This window comes from Mucilaginibacter sp. SG564, from assembly GCF_013149275.1.
Lineage (GTDB): Bacteria > Bacteroidota > Bacteroidia > Sphingobacteriales > Sphingobacteriaceae > Mucilaginibacter.
The window spans coordinates 61,238-76,819 of the sequence record NZ_JABGNA010000007.1 but is presented as its reverse complement, the minus strand read 5'-3'; the positions used below and the strand labels follow the sequence as shown (position 1 = coordinate 76,819).

At 42.2% G+C, this 15,582-nt stretch carries 14 protein-coding genes; 5 read left to right on the top strand and 9 right to left on the bottom strand.

Annotated features, from left to right (window positions below; translation table 11 throughout):
• Nucleotides 1–224 precede the first annotated feature (224 nt).
• Together FHW89_RS16885 and FHW89_RS16880 are read left to right on the top strand one after the other, a co-directional pair.
• Nucleotides 225–872 (top strand): ankyrin repeat domain-containing protein, encoded by a 648-nt coding sequence (locus FHW89_RS16885; RefSeq protein WP_172336237.1) that lies wholly within the window; start codon nucleotides 225–227, stop codon nucleotides 870–872.
• Between the two features lie 109 nt (nucleotides 873–981).
• Complete coding sequence (locus FHW89_RS16880; protein ID WP_172336236.1) at nucleotides 982–1,365, top strand: hypothetical protein; 384 nt, start codon at nucleotides 982–984, stop codon at nucleotides 1,363–1,365.
• A gap of 12 nt (nucleotides 1,366–1,377) precedes the next feature.
• On the opposite strand, the gene FHW89_RS16875 is transcribed toward FHW89_RS16880, so the two are convergent.
• From FHW89_RS16875 to FHW89_RS16850, 6 genes are all read right to left on the bottom strand, one after another.
• Nucleotides 1,378–1,869, bottom strand: a complete 492-nt coding sequence (locus FHW89_RS16875; RefSeq protein ID WP_172336235.1) for a molybdopterin-dependent oxidoreductase — start codon at nucleotides 1,867–1,869, stop codon at nucleotides 1,378–1,380.
• Nucleotides 1,870–1,879: 10 nt separating this feature from the next.
• Nucleotides 1,880–3,025 (bottom strand): cytochrome-c peroxidase, encoded by a 1,146-nt coding sequence (locus FHW89_RS16870; RefSeq protein WP_216650601.1) that lies wholly within the window; start codon nucleotides 3,023–3,025, stop codon nucleotides 1,880–1,882.
• Nucleotides 3,026–3,168: 143 nt separating this feature from the next.
• A complete protein-coding gene (locus FHW89_RS16865; RefSeq protein WP_172336234.1) occupies nucleotides 3,169–5,172 on the bottom strand; it encodes a TonB-dependent siderophore receptor in 2,004 nt (667 codons plus the stop codon).
• A gap of 104 nt (nucleotides 5,173–5,276) precedes the next feature.
• Nucleotides 5,277–5,621, bottom strand: a complete 345-nt coding sequence (locus FHW89_RS16860; RefSeq protein WP_172336233.1) for a winged helix-turn-helix domain-containing protein — start codon at nucleotides 5,619–5,621, stop codon at nucleotides 5,277–5,279.
• 55 nt (nucleotides 5,622–5,676) lie between these two features.
• Nucleotides 5,677–6,735 (bottom strand): sterol desaturase family protein, encoded by a 1,059-nt coding sequence (locus FHW89_RS16855; RefSeq protein ID WP_216650600.1) that lies wholly within the window; start codon nucleotides 6,733–6,735, stop codon nucleotides 5,677–5,679.
• Between the two features lie 64 nt (nucleotides 6,736–6,799).
• A complete protein-coding gene (locus FHW89_RS16850; RefSeq protein ID WP_172336232.1) occupies nucleotides 6,800–7,006 on the bottom strand; it encodes a hypothetical protein in 207 nt (68 codons plus the stop codon).
• Between FHW89_RS16850 and FHW89_RS16845 the strand changes: the two genes are divergently transcribed.
• On the top strand, nucleotides 7,005–7,472 hold the full coding sequence (locus FHW89_RS16845) for a macro domain-containing protein (RefSeq protein WP_172336231.1): 468 nt from the start codon (nucleotides 7,005–7,007) through the stop codon (nucleotides 7,470–7,472). The genes FHW89_RS16850 and FHW89_RS16845 overlap by 2 nt on opposite strands.
• 96 nt (nucleotides 7,473–7,568) lie before the next feature.
• On the opposite strand, the gene FHW89_RS16840 is transcribed toward FHW89_RS16845, so the two are convergent.
• A complete protein-coding gene (locus tag FHW89_RS16840; RefSeq protein ID WP_172336230.1) occupies nucleotides 7,569–9,035 on the bottom strand; it encodes a hypothetical protein in 1,467 nt (488 codons plus the stop codon).
• A 572-nt stretch (nucleotides 9,036–9,607) separates the two neighbouring features.
• Complete coding sequence (locus FHW89_RS16835) at nucleotides 9,608–11,473, bottom strand: M1 family metallopeptidase (protein WP_172336229.1); 1,866 nt, start codon at nucleotides 11,471–11,473, stop codon at nucleotides 9,608–9,610.
• Between the two features lie 141 nt (nucleotides 11,474–11,614).
• On the opposite strand from FHW89_RS16835, the gene FHW89_RS16830 reads away from it, so the two are divergent.
• On the top strand, nucleotides 11,615–11,854 hold the full coding sequence (locus FHW89_RS16830; protein WP_172336228.1) for a hypothetical protein: 240 nt from the start codon (nucleotides 11,615–11,617) through the stop codon (nucleotides 11,852–11,854).
• Between the two features lie 74 nt (nucleotides 11,855–11,928).
• On the opposite strand, the gene FHW89_RS16825 is transcribed toward FHW89_RS16830, so the two are convergent.
• A complete protein-coding gene (locus FHW89_RS16825) occupies nucleotides 11,929–12,690 on the bottom strand; it encodes an NUDIX domain-containing protein (protein WP_172336227.1) in 762 nt (253 codons plus the stop codon).
• A gap of 199 nt (nucleotides 12,691–12,889) precedes the next feature.
• On the opposite strand from FHW89_RS16825, the gene bglX reads away from it, so the two are divergent.
• Nucleotides 12,890–15,202, top strand: a complete 2,313-nt coding sequence (bglX, locus tag FHW89_RS16820) for a beta-glucosidase BglX (RefSeq protein WP_172336226.1) — start codon at nucleotides 12,890–12,892, stop codon at nucleotides 15,200–15,202.
• Nucleotides 15,203–15,582 lie beyond the last annotated feature (380 nt).

Here is a 15,582-nt window from a genome sequence, read left to right as displayed (position 1 = left end):
TTTTACTGCAAACTTACACAAAATTTCACGGGATTTCTGACTTGAGAGCTAATCCCAAATCAAAGTAAATCCGAAATTCCCTTCACATAAAGTTAGCAGATTAAACAATTATTTAATCGTATTTTTATTTTTTAGTATTATTGAAAACCATCTGGTACGATCCTCGTAAAAGAGCCATATTAAAAGCATAGCCTGTGTAATTGCGGCTTGCACCAATGTACGCCATGAGTATAGAAAAGCTGGAAGAATATATTACCACTGCCGATTTAAGTAAGCTGGAAGCTTTGCTGATGCAAAGCCCCGCGCTGGCCACTATCCTAACCAGTCACCAGGTTTCGCCATTGATGTTGTCATGTTATTACAAAAAGCCGGAGGTTACTGATGTATTGTTACGCTACGTAAACCAGATCAGTATTTTTGAAGCCGCCGCCGCTGGAAAAACAGAAGTAGTAAGCCACTTTGTAGAAACAGCCCCCGATACGATTAACGATTATGCTCCTGATGGTTTTACACCGCTGGGTTTGGCTTGTTATTTTGGTCATGAGGCAGTTGCCCGTTACCTGGTAAGCAACGGTGCCGATGTTAACCTGCCATCCAACAATGGTTTCCGGGTTGCTCCTATACATTCGGCCTGTGCGGGTAATTATACCGCCATTGCCCGCTTGCTGGTTGAAAACGGTGCCGAAGTAAATGTAAAACAACAGGCCGGCGCTACGCCAATACATTCGGCTGCGCAAAATGGTAATATCGATATGCTGATCCTGCTGCTGGAACATGGCGCCATCACCAACGTGCGCATGGAAGGCGGCAAACTCCCCGCCGATCTGGCCCGTGAAAAGGGTTTTGAAGAAATTGCGGAGATATTGGGTTAATAGTTATTTTTATTTGTCATCCTGAGCGGAGCGAAGGATCTATCATCGCGTTGTATGGCGCATACCCGCTCTTAGCCGCGGGAGGGCCAGTTACGTTTTTCGTTGTGGTTTGTTTTTTTTGGTACTCAAGAAGGCTTCGCCGTATGTCGCCACAAAAGTAACCAAAAAGGCTGTCAGCAGAAATGCTTCTTTGCCGCACATGGCCTTTGCCCTGCAAACCGGGCAGAACCATCCCGATAGCTATCGGGACCAAACCTTACCCCTACTTCGTTCACTCATTGCCCCAGCTTCAGGTAAGGTTCGCAATGCCCTTACAACCGCACAGGCCGCCATTGTTCTGCCCGCTTTCGTCCGAAGCTTATCTGCTGACGGAGGAAGGAAAGAATATAAATACAAAAAAGTTTGTCATCCTGAGCGGAGCGAAGGATCTATTATTGGACATTTAATTTACGAATGGATTAAAAAAATAGATTCTTCGCTCCGCTCAGAATGACAGTGATAAATATTACTTCACAAAATGAACCTGCATGGCTGTTACCTGTTTAATGCAGCGGGCGGGTTTTTTTTCGTCTTGTACAATAATGCGGTAGGGGCCATCGGCGGGGGCGAGGGGGGATCCGTCAACCTTATCTGCCAGGATAATGGTTCTGTCGGTAAAGCTTTTGTCCAGTTCGGCCAGGGCGAAGATCACCTGGTAACCATCGCTGGCTTCTACCAGGAGGTATTTGGTCAGGTTTTCGCCTTTCAGTTCCGGACCCAGGGTAACGCCTGCACCTTTCAGTATTTCTGAAAGGATAACACCCGTATAGGTATGATCTTTGCCGTCCCGGTCTTTATGTGTTACGGTGGTTTGGATAAATTTCTGCAGATAGGCTGCGTCAACGGTTAATGGTGTGCTTACTTCACCACTTATTTTGATGGTCTGCGCCTGTGATATAAAAGGGATAGTTGTAAAGCTTAATAAGGCTAAACAGGCTATCAGGAATTGTTTTTTCATGGGTATAAATTTACTGTTTTTTGTTTTTGGTGTGGAGTAAATGCGGATCGGAAAATGCGGGATTGGTGATAAATGCCGAATCGGTAAACATGTTCAAAAAAGCGATCAACTGTTTTTTCTCTACTGGCTGTAGTTTCAAACTCCTGCCTCCAGCTTCGTTGGATTCCCCGCGCAAGAATGCGCTTAATGCGGGCGATTGCTCGATGTGGTCGCTGTAATGATCAATTACTTCTTTCAGTATTTTAAACCTGCCGTCGTGCATATAAGGCGCGGTGAGGGCTATATTACGCAAGGTGGGTACTTTAAAACGACCACGGTCAGCCGACAGTCCGGTCAGTTTCTCCATACCGGAGTCTTTGGACATACTATCCAGCCCTTTATTATGAAACAATTCCATATATGTTTTTGGTCCACCGTGGCAATGAGTACAATTGGCTCCGCGGATACCTTTTTCGGGCTGGGGCGCTGTATTAAATAATTCTATTCCTTTTAACTCATCGGGTGTAGGTTGGTAAGCACCGCGTAAGTACTGGTCATAACGTGAATTAGCTGATATTAGTGTACGTTCAAATTGTGATATCGCTCTTACTATCCTGTCGCTGGTGATTTGGTTATCTCCATAAACCAGTTTAAACAAAGCGGGATAATTGGCCGTTGTAGCGAGCTTTTGTGCCGAAACATTTAAGGATTGCCCCATTTCATGTGTACTGGTCAACGGGGTAACAGCCTGTTCTTCCAGACCATTGGCCCGGCCATCCCAGAAAAATTTACGCCCCCAAAGCAAATTTACCAGCGACATGGAATTGCGCGGCGTAAGCACGCCATCCACTCCCGGACTAAATGCCCGTCCATCGGTAAAAGCTTTATTTTGCTCATGGCAGCTGCCGCAGGAGAGTTTGTTATTAGCCGAAAGTTTAGTTTCATAAAAAAGCATCCGCCCCAGGTAAACCCCTTGTTTAGTGGTTGGGTTATCCGCCGGGATCTGGATGCGGTTGCCAAAGTTGGCCGGATAAACCAGGTTGTACGGGCCGGTTTCGACGCCACCATCTATATAACACCAGGCGGATAGGATAATGAAGATCAATAGCAAAAGCATAACCCGGCCTTTTTTAAGTGGCTGCCTGTGTGAAAACGGGTTATGTTTGGGTTGGTTCATGAACAAATTTACTTAAATAATGGCCTCGTGCGATTCCCCTCTTAAGAGGGGCGGAGGGGTGTGTCATCTGCACAAAGAAACACACCCCTGCTACCGCGCTATGCTTTCGCGCCCCCTCTCAAGAGGGGAACTAAGAAGACTTATCAATAACTAAATATCACATTCGCAAAATAATTGCGCCCGGCTTCCGGGAAACCTTCTACCAGGGTATAATTTTTATCGAAAAGGTTGTTTGCACCACCTTCTATCGAAAATCCTTTAACCAGTGTTAAGTGTGCTTTTACGTTGGTAAGCGCAAACTCGCCGGAAATCGTGCCGTAACTGGTGCTGTATCTTTTGGAGTTATACTCTTCCGATGCCATTACATACAGTTTTTTGATAGGCGAATATTGTATTGAGCCAAACACTTTGTTTTGCGGTACATCAGTCAGGTAAATAGATGGGCTCGAGAGGTTTTTGCGTTTCAGGTAAGTGTAATTAGCATCTATCCGCACTTGGTCGGCAATAGGGTAACCGATAGCCAGCTCGGCGCCATAATATTCCGCACGGCCTACGTTTTGCACCTGCGATAGGTTGGTGCCCGTTTTAGGATCAACCTGCACATTGTTCACCGTTTGTATCAGATTGCCGATTTTGCTATAAAATAATGATGCCTGTACCGATAGTTTACCTACAAGCAGGGTATGATAGCTCAGGTCGTAATTTAAAGCGTTCTCGGCTTTCAGATCGGGGTTAGGGATAAAAGTGCCGAATTTGTAGGAATACCTGTCCTTAATGGTAGCGAAACGTGTTTTGCGGGCCACCGAAAACGTAACGGCATTAGTACTGTCAATATCATACTGCAACAAACCTTGCAAATTCCAGGCGCTGTTACTGTTGGCAGGCAACTGGCTCACTACATTGTTGGTATATTGCTGGGCATCAATGCTATGCCTGTTCATATAGCTTACACCGGCGTTGGCTTTTAAGGCCGATGTGATATGGTAAGTATCCTCGGCACCAATAGTAAAGTTATTATCCGCGTCGCGACGAACAGGTTCGCCTACATTATGCTCGCGGTGCACGTCCTGTTTAAAATGACCGGCCACGCTAAAGCTATTGTCTTTTAACGAAGTGTTCTCAAACATGATACTACTGCCCAACGTGTAATCATTGTAAATGCTGGTAAATGCGTAAGGCTTGGTTTGGGTGCTGTACGATGCATTGTCAAAACTTTGCAGGTTGTTTTTAAACTGGTCATAATACCAGCGGGTTTTAATTACGTTGGTACTGTTGATGCGGTTATTGCTGATGAGGTAAAGGCTCTGCGTATCCCAGTTTGGCCATTTCCAATACCTTGGACTTTTAAACAAGGCGTTCGCGGCATCGTCACCAGCATAAACCGGGGTGCCTTTGGTGCCATGCTGATAGCTGTAGCCCACGGCATATTCCTGGTTGGTGGTAGGGGTAAAGCCAACTTTACCGCTTACGGCGATGTCATTGTTATACGAGTTATCGCGATGGCCACCGTCTTCATTTTTAGTAGGTGCAAAATCATGTGATAATGGGTACCAGTTCCGTTTTAACTGTGATGCCGAGATCTCATAATAAACCTTACCCAGGTTGGAGCCTATATTGGTATTTAACCTATAGCCTCCGCTTAACCGGCCGGCAATGGCGTTTAACTCAAATGGTTTTACCGGTTTGCGACTGATAAGGTTGATGGCACCACCCTCGGCATTGGGGCCGTACAGAACCGAAGAATAGCCTTTGGCAACCTGGATTTCGGATAAATTGAAGGTGTTAAACCTGGCCAGATCTACATAACCATCATAAGGTACATATAGCGGAACGCCATCCAGGTAGATAGGAACAGAACGAACATCGAACCCACGGATACTCACCGCCGATTCGTTCCTGGGGCCAACGGCTGTCAAGGTTACACCGGGAAGCAGATTTAAGGCGCTGGATACAGTTAAGCGGTTATACCGGTTAATGGTACCCGAGCTGAGCTTATCAGATCGTAAACTATCTTTTGTGCCGATGATATTAACTTGTCCAAGCTGAAAAATGTGTTTGGACGTGTCCCTGTCCTGGGCATTTGCTGCAAAATGAAATGTGATGAAGGAAATTAAAAGAGTAATTAAACAGGGTAAAGGTTTTTTCATGAATAATTCATTATATAAAATAAAACATAACGCAAAATGGCAATTTTAGCTGATTTTTGAAAGGGAAATCAGGCGTTTTATTGCCTGAATGATACTTCAGGTAACTAGAGGCTTAGATTTATGGAATTTGTGGTTAAAAATGCCTGTAGTTTTTGCTGCAACTGATGGAAATGGTCGATAACTTTTAAGCCATGTTCTGTTACCACAGCATTGCCGCCACCTTTGCCGCCCCGATGCGATATGACCAGTGGTTGACCAAAGTGTTCGTTCATATGGTTTACCAGGTCCCAGGCTTGTTTGTACGACATTTTCATTTGCAGGGCTGCCTGCCTGATGGAGCCTGAAGCCTTGATGCGTTCAAGCAATTCCACACGACCGTGCCCAAGAATCTTTTCATCCCCGGTTTCTATCCAAACCCTGCCGTTCAATTTAAATATAGGATCACTCATTATGGGTAATGAAAGTAAGGCTATTTTAATAAAAAGGCAAATCCAAGCGGGGCTTTTATGACAGCACTGGCTCGTTGCTTTGAGTACCGGTCTTATCGGTATCACTTACAGAACTGGGTTGCTGTTGTTGCAACTCTTCAAAATATTTCTTTTTTACCACAGTGGTCATTTTATGGTCGCCGGTATGGCTCCATCCCGGTGGCATCACCATATACAGGAATTTGTTTTTGATGCCCGGTGCCCGATATACATCCTTGGCCAGGGCCACTATCTCGCCAAAATAAGCATCCAGGAAGCTGTTTTTGATCATCGGTCTGCTAATGCCGTATTCGATAGGGATGTTACGATCCTCTACCTGGTAAGTGCCAAAAACCTTATCCCAAATGTTGAGCAGGTTGCAAAAATTGGTATCCATATACAACGGATTACGGGCGTGGTGCACGCGGTGGTGCGATGGGGTTAGGATGATATTATTAAGGAAACCCAGGCGACCATCATGTACCAAATTTTCGCCAATATGGATCATGCCGCCCCAAAAGCCATCAATAAACATGATCACAAATAACATTGCAGGTGGCACACCCAGTAAAATGCAGGTGGTAGTGCGGATAAAATCGGCATAAGGCCCTTCCAGAAAGAAGTGGGCGTAACTTACCGAAAGGTTCATGCTTTCCGGAGCATGGTGGGTAGAGTGCAGGCACCAGAACAGCCTTACTTTGTGCCCGAAATAATGGTATAAAAAATGGCCGAACTCCCACACAACGTAGCCGTAAATAAACCAGTACCAGGTAAATGTGAGTTTAAATATGGCATACTTTTCAAACAAGCCAATGCAAATACCTACCATGGCAATAGATATTACCCGGCCAATAAAGGCGTTGAACACGTAGGAGAAAAAAGTGAGCTTGTAGCTGATCACTTTAAAACGTTTGTAAAATGCCGCCCTGATAATCTCAATCACCAATAAAAAGGGCATAATAGGCACCAATAAAGCGGTAAATCCTTCATAGGTAAGCAGTTTATCATAATCGCCCGATTTGAGGATCTGCAGTAAATGATTAAAGCCAAAAAAGCCTGTGAATTGATGCCATACAGCGTTTAAGAAGTCCATCATTTAATATTTTATAATTGGTTTATTGATTTATAACGGAATTAATATGTCATTATGTATATACATACTAATTTTTATAAAAGTGCATAAAATTTATCTGACGGGCAAGTAAAATCTGCAATTTAAAGGAGTTTAATTTTAGAAATGAAGTAAAATAAGTAAAAGAACGTTTGTCATCACGAACGTGGTATGAAGAGGGATTTTCTAAAATTGATGTGCCAGGTGTTGGGCGCTCAAACAAAGATGTTTTATCTTGCACATTATTTTTAAACATGGATATTAATTATTTAAAAGGTGATGCCACAAAACCCGTTGGGGATGCGAACAAGATAATAGTACATGTTTGTAATGATATTGGCGGCTGGGGTAAGGGCTTTGTAATGGCTATATCCAAACGCTGGCCGGGGCCCGAAAAACAATACCGCGAATGGTATAAATCACAGCAGGGTTTTGCGCTGGGCCAGGTACAACTGGTACAGGTTGAGCTGGATATATGGGTGGCCAATATGATAGGGCAACATAAGGTTTATAAGGACGAAAATGGCAACCCGCCTATCCGTTATGAGGCTATCCGGGAGTGCCTTCAAAAAGTAGCCGAATTTGCATCTGAAAACGATACTACTGTACATATGCCCCGGATTGGCTGTGGTTTGGCCGGCGGTACTTGGGATAAGATAGAGCCTATAATTTTCGATGTACTTATAAATAAGGGAATAGGGGTAACGGTTTACGATTTTTAACAGGATCATCGTATTCTCTTAAACAGGTCAAATAAATAAATACTAATTTATTTATTTGACCTGTTGGCTATTTCATTTACAGAAGTTTTAAAAATCTTAGTTAAATATAATTAAAGCGGCGCTTGCTGCCCGGATCTTCATGTTAACCACTTTACTTGAAGTTCCAAATGAGTTATTGGTAACAACGCCAGTCACTTTAAATGTACCATCATCATCTACAGATGCACCGTTGATGTTTATTCCAGACTTACTTGATAACGAAGGTGCATTTAACAGGTAGGTGGTAGTGGTTTTTACGGCACTTTTACTATTAACAAAAAGGTCAATATCTTTCGTCTCATCTTTATTGATCACAACCATTGCATTTTTACCATCTTTACGAATAAAGCTGTACGCGTCCATATTTTCTGTATTTGGAAAGTCGGTTTTCAGAAATTGTTTAATCTGCGCCTGCTGAAAAAGTAACATGGCATAATACAGCGGCCTGGCTACATTTTTATTATTAACGGTGTTAATAGGTGAGTAAACATATTGGCTTCCGCCTCCCGTATGAAAATTAACCCCTGCAATACCTTGCTGAGCTAAATAGAATAAGAATTCGGTACCCCATATTGATGAACCAAAAGCGTTACTGATACCATCTTGGCCGCCATGATATACAGAATTACATTCTGTAAAGCGAAAAGGTATGTTATCAGCAATAACTCCCGGCTTTAAATATTCTATGATATCCTTGAGCCAGGTATCAAATATCATTAATTTTTTCATGGTAACACTGGGGTTGCCGGCAGGGCCCATGCGGTAATAATGCAACGAGAAAAGATTGATTTTACCGGCTCTGTCCTTTAAAAAGGGTTTCCCCCAGCCAGGTTCATTTGTTTCGGGGCCCGAAAAAATAATACCCGGCACATTGCTTTCTAAACGGTTTGCAAATGAACTATACTCATCAATAAATGTGTTATAGTTATAGGTTTTAGACCTTAAACCATTTAACGGAAAATATTCCGGCTCGTTCCCGATAGCAATGCTGCTTAATGATGTTCCCAGCTTTGCTTTTACGTAAGCCGTTTCCTGGGCGTCATTGTTAAATTGCGCCTCATTAAAATTAAGGCCCCAGATAGTATTCCAACCGGTGGCCTGGCTAAATTTCGTAAACCGGTCAACATCGTTGGTAAATACAAAATCCTGGGTTGATGAATTTCTCTTGCTGTTTGTCCAGGCAATCTTATCTACCGTGGCTCCTCCGATTCTGATTAACCCGGGACCTAAGTTTTTGAACAGGTTAATAAAAGAAGTATTGGAAACATTAAAATAAGTGGTGTCTGTTAATATCAGCTTTTCGAAACTAAATCCTAAGAAGTCATTGGGTACAACCGGGCCGGTGGTATTAACAGATAAGTTAATGGAAACCGCGGAATCGGGCTTTACAATGACACTGTCAGGTGTAGTTTGACCGGGTGTGCCAACTTCAACAGTTTTTCGGGGTACATCACTTTTTTTACACGAAAAAATGGGCAATAGCAATGCCAATAGAATAAACTTTAGGGGAAAGTTTTTGTTCATGATTTTTTTTGCGCAAAATGCAACTCTCTTATTAAGAAATGATGAATTTGTAAAAAATTAGATACAAAAAATAAAATTGTTTAATGTATTGATAATCAGTAGTTTGAATTTATAAACTTCTGTTTGTTGTAAGGTTTTTATTGCTTTGAGTTGTTTTTGAGCCAAATTAAGCTCTTACGCTTAGGAAAAGTTTGCTGTAGCTGTTTAAATTAATGGTTAGAATGGGGATGCTAAGCGCTGAGATTTTAAAACATACTCTTTCTGTTATCAACCGTTGTCACCTAATGTGTGGGGAGATTTTTGTATATTTATAAATGTAACAGCCCGGCCGTTTTTTAATAAACGTTCCGGGCTGTTGCGTTAAGCCAAACAGAGGAGAAAAATCAACTGTTTTGCATATAGTTATTTGATAGTTAATTATTTAATACTTTTTAAATTTTTAAAAGCCCCTCAAAATGGAGTTGGAATTTGTTAAAAAGTGTTAAAATCGATGGTTTGGGGTGAAATTTCGCTCGCTTTTTTACCCTTTTGATCAAAAAAGTGTTAAAATTTAAGGTTTAAAAAGTTTTTGATCATGGTTTCCAGGTGTTGTCTTTTTTATCAGTATCCGGATCATAGGTAGTACCTAACACCAATTGTTTGACCGGTTTTTTAGCTACAAAGGCAACACTGGTAGTTTTGTTGCCTTTGGCCCAACAGGCAATGCTTTGATGCACCAATTGCATACTGCCATCATTATAATATACAGTAAGATTTACAGGTATGGGTTTGGTGCCTATGCTGGTAATAGTCACATTATATTTTTGCAGCTGATGACTTACCCTGCTGATGGCCAGATTGGGCTGCCCGTTATCAAAAAACCAGCTTTTCCAGAACCAATTGAGGTTTACGCCCGAGCCTGTATTGATGCAATTAAAAAAATCATAAGGCATAGGATGCTTGCCATGCCATTGGCTGATGTAGTAGTGCAGGGCCTTTGTAAATAACTCGTCGCCCAGCATATCTTTCACATAAAGGTAGCCAAGGGCAGGTTTGGGATAGCTGTCAATAAATTTGGCTACGCCGATAAGCTGGGGGGTAAGGGTCATGATAGGTACATCCTGTTCATTCCCGGCTGCGTTTTCGGTGGCTGCAATGCCGTAAAAGTCAACAATAGAGTGGTCTATAACCGGGCTGATAAGCCATTCGCCAATGGTAGCCCAGCCTTCATCCATCCAGCCATACTTGGTTTCGTTGGTACCCATGTAAAAAGGGAACATGGTATGAAATATTTCGTGGTCGGTGAGTTCAATGGCGTCGGCGGTGTTTTCTACTGGGTTATCATTCACCATCATGGGGTATTCCATTTGGTCGAGCCCGTCAAATACGGTTTCATGAGGATAGGGGTATGGCCACTTCGGAAACTGGTAACTCATGGTTTCCACGGTTTTGCGGGCGTAGTTAATTACCTCGAAATAGTCCTTATGATTGGGGTTAAAAACTGCATCAACACGGGTGCGGCGATTGTTTTTGGGATCAACCACCAAACTTGATGCTTTCCAGATGTAATGGTTGCTTGTGGCAAAAACAAGGTCGGTTACACTGTCAGCTTCAAATTTCCAGGTATTGGTGGGGTTATTTTTAGTAACATCGGCAGCCTGGATATCGGCCTGGGTAATAATATCGGTTACCTTATCGCTGATGCCGGCCTGGTTTATCAGCTTTACATATTTGGGGTTATATACCTGTTCGGGATTTTTTAGGTCTCCGGTGGCCCAAACCTGGTAATTGCCGGGTACGGTAATCTCGGCATTGAAATGGCAAAAATCGTTGTAAAATTCCTGCGAGCCCAGGTACGGGAGTTCGTTCCATCCATCGATGTCGTCATAAACGGCTATTCGTGGAAAAAAATAAGCTACGAAGAAAGCACCGGTATCAACCTTTCCGGTACGTATATGTGATGTTTTATTGAGTGTATAGTTGTACTCGATATCAAAATGGGCCTTTTGCCCGGGTGATAAAGGGGTGTTCAGCATCATGTTGGTACCCTCTATATGGTATTTGGAGCTGTCTTTTAATTGATTGTTAACGCTGATCGATTTGATATTTACCCCATCGGTCAGATCCTGTGCTGCAATTGGCATATCGCGAATAGCGCCTTTTTTATATAAATTAGGATATAGCTTAAATAGAATGGTGTTAAGTGTATCCGGGCTGTTGTTGATATAGTCAATAGCTACAGTGCCGGTAATATTGAGGTTTTTGGGGTTAAAGTTTACTTTAATGTTGTAGTTGGCTGTATTTTGCCAATAGTTTTTGCCGGGAGCTCCCGTTTGCGTACGTGTGCCTTTGGTGTAAGTATTTTGCAGATTCGCGGCTATGGGCAATGTGACCTGGGCGTAAGCGATGGTACCACCAGATAACCATGCTATGGCGAGTAATTTTTTGAGGTTAAGCATTAAGCGAAATTATATCAGTTATATTTGAAGGTAAATATAATAAACTGAACAGGCAGCAATGCATGCCGGGTAAATAAGTGATTTTAACATATTTAAGTTTTACGGATAAATACCGTTATTATACCCCATATAAATAAACCAATGACCGCAGAAAAAATGATCATGATAACAGGGAAACAATACCTGGAATTAAAACAAAGGCTGGAAAGTGGCGATGGACTTACCTATAATATAGGTACGGATAAACACCCGGAGGAAGTAAAAATTATCAATATGTATATGGATACCGATCCCGACTTTACGCGTAATCCCCGGCAGTTTGCCAAAATGCACGAAGACTTGCATATACAGGTAAAACTGGAGTATATAACCGAGTCTTAAGTCCAAAATCGGGAGGTCAAAGCCTTTGTTTTTCTGACTTAAGACTTAGAGCCTAAGACGTCCGACTTAAAAAACTACCATCCGCCTTTAAAACCTTCGGTTAAGGCGTTTTGATATTTTTCCAGATCAAAGGAGTATAGGTACGGAGCTTTGTGAGCCCCCCCTTTTCGGGGCTGTTCGGCCCGGTTCAGGATTCCAAAACCCAATATACGGCGCTGAAAGTTGCGTCGGTCCAGCTTTTTATCCAGTATGGTTTCATATAACTTTTGCAATTCAGGCATGGTAAACTCCCTGGGCATCAGATTGTAGCCTATAGGCTGGTAACTGAGTTGTACGCGGAGGGTTTCTAACGCTGTTTTGAATATCAGCTCATGGTCAAGCAAAAATTCAGGCATATCATCCAGGTCGCGCCAGGTACAGGTTTCAGAAAACTGATCTGGTTGGGGAACAACGCCAAAAAAATCAACCAGGGCGTAATAGCCTATAGATAGGAAACGTTTCGCAAACCAGTTTTGTTCATCGGGTACAGTTTCTTTGTACAGATCATGATGGAATTTCGCGCGATCAGGATCTCCAAAGATGTGAAATTGTTGCAAAAATATTTTATCAAGACCGGTACGTTCTTTCAATATACGGTTGGCGGCCATTTCAATAGGTTCCTGTTTTTGTACAAAACCGCCTGGCAAAAGCCATTTATTTTCATCATGAGGCAGCAGCAGCAATACCTTCATTTGCCCTTCATGAAAACCAAAAACAACGCAATCGATAGAAATATGATCGAGATAATTTTTACGCGCGTCTTCGCTGTATTCAATAAGTTGTTCTTTAGTTAACATTTTCGCTATTGTACAAATAAAGTTTGATTATTTAATTATAATAATTACAATTGTGTACTTTATACACCATTGTTTTTGTTTTATTGCAACCAATTTTAACCAGTAACTTTCAATTAAAAGAAGTAATTAATATTCAGTTACATGGCTTTTATTTTGTTCATATTTGTTTATCCAATTCTATTATATCTAAATTAAAAAAATGAAAAAGTGTTTTTCAACCCGAATCGCCAACAAGGTCATTCCGCTTTGTTTTGTGGCAGTGCTCCCTTTTTATAAAGCATCGGCCCAAAGCAAAACCGAGGATGCCAAAATGAATACTTACGTTAATGGTTTACTGAGTAAGATGACTCTTGATGAAAAAATAGGGCAACTTAACCTGGTAACTATTGGCGCGGCAACTACAGGGTCTGTAGTAAATAAGGGGGTTGAGGAAAAGATAAAAAATGGCGCCATTGGCGGTGTGTTTGGTATTTGGGGAGCCGATCAGGTGAAACAGATTCAGGACCTGGCGGTAAAGAATTCCAGGTTACACATCCCGCTTATTTTTGGATTGGATGTGATCCACGGTCACCGTACTATTTTTCCTATTCCGCTGGGATTGTCAGCATCCTGGGATATGAGCCTGATCAAACGATCCGCACAGATCGCGGCTAAAGAAGCTACCGCCGAAGGTTTGAATTGGGTGTACTCGCCGATGGTTGATATAGCGCGCGATGCGCGCTGGGGTCGCATTTCAGAGGGTTCGGGCGAAGATCCATGGTATGGTTCGCAGGTAGCTAAGGCCATGGTACAAGGTTATCAGGGCAGCAGCATGAAAAATGCCGATGCAGTGATGGCTTGCGTAAAACACTTTGCCTTATATGGCGGCGCCGAGGCTGGCCGTGAATACAATACTGTAGATATGAGCCGTATTAAAATGTACCAGGATTATCTGCCTCCATATAAGGCGGCTGTTGATGCAGGTGCAGGTAGCTTTATGAGCTCTTTTAATACTGTTGATGGGGTACCAGCTACCGGCAATCAGTGGCTGTTAACTGATGTATTGCGCAAACAATGGGGTTTTAAGGGCTTCGTAGTATCGGATTACACCGCTGTTAATGAAATGACAGCGCATGGATTAGGCGATCTGCAAACGGTATCGGCCCTGGCTCTGAAAGCTGGTTTGGATATGGATATGGTAGGCGAAGGCTTTTTAACTACACTTAAAAAATCATTAACTGCGGGTAAGGTAACCCAACAGGAAATTGACCTGGCTTGCCGCCGTGTGCTGGAAGCTAAATACAAACTGGGATTATTTGATAATCCTTATAAATCAATTGATGCAAGCCGTGAAGCTAAGGATGTGCTAACAACCGAAAACCGCGCCGAGGCACGCAATATCACTAAACATTCATTTGTGTTGTTAAAAAACAGCAATCAGATTTTGCCATTAAAGAAAACAGGTTCCATTGCATTAGTAGGCCCATTAGCTAACAATCAGCGTGATATGTTGGGCACCTGGGTAGTTGCCGGTGATTGGCAAAAATCAATCAGCGTAATGCAGGGTATTAAAAATGTAGTAGGTGATGGGGTTACTATTAATTACGCGAAAGGTGCCAATATTACTGAGGACAGCTTATTTATACAAAGGCTAAACTTTTTTGGCCAACAGATGGTAGCTGTCGATCCTAAACCAGCCGATGAATTGCTGAAAGAAGCAGTTGATGCGGCTAAAAAATCGGACGTGATCGTGGCTGTGGTTGGTGAATCACAAAGCATGTCGGGCGAATCATCAAGCCGCTCAGATATCGATATTCCAGAAAGTCAGAAAAACATGTTGAAAGAGTTGGCCAAATTGGGTAAGCCATTGGTTATCGTATTATTTAATGGCCGTCCGCTTACTTTAACCTGGGAGGACAAACATGCCAGCGCTATATTAGATGTTTGGGCCCCCGGAACTGAGGCTGGTAATGCTGTAGCTGATGTATTGTTTGGTGATTATAATCCGGCTGGCAAAATTACGGCTACTTTCCCGCGCAGTGTAGGACAGATACCTATTTATTATAATCACAAAAACACCGGAAGGCCATATACCAGCGGGCCGTCAAAATTCAAATCAAACTATCTGGATATTTCCAATGATCCGCTTTATCCGTTTGGTTATGGTTTAAGCTATACCACTTTTGGATACAGCGATGTTAAACTCAGCAAAACAACGCTCAAAGGCAATGAGAGCCTTACAGCAACCGTCACAGTAACCAATACTGGTAAATATGCGGGCGAAGAAGTGGTTCAGCTTTATATCAGCGACCCGGTAGCCAGCATCAGCCGGTCGATAAAAGAACTGAAGGATTTTAGAAAGATAAGCCTGCAGCCAGGTGAGCAAAAAGAGGTATCATTTACGGTTAGGCCAGAGGAGCTTAAGTTTTATAACAGTCAGCTTAAGTACGATTGGGAGCCGGGTAAATTCATTATCCAGATAGGTACAAACTCCAGCGATACCCATACAGCTTCGGTACAGTGGGATAAGTAGAAGGTGTTGATCCTGGTAATTTAGAAAGAGCAGCGATATTATAATATCGCTGCTCTTTCTAGTTTTATAGAAGGAGGGAGAATAATATACCGGCATTTATAAATGTTAAATTAACAATTAAATAAAGGATATATATTTATATAAATGCTTTTAATGCAGGTTTTTATAATTATTTAAATGTTGCAATGACATTATTAATGTTTTAGTGTGGCATTTTGACACTTAATAATGAGTTGCTAATTGAAAAAAATACAACCCGAAAACAATAAAAAATATGATCCTTTTGGTATTACTTGGGGATTATTATGAGGTGTTGTGGATTTTTTAGGTTTTATTATAGTTAACAGTAACAATTTTACATTGTTACATTTTTATAATAA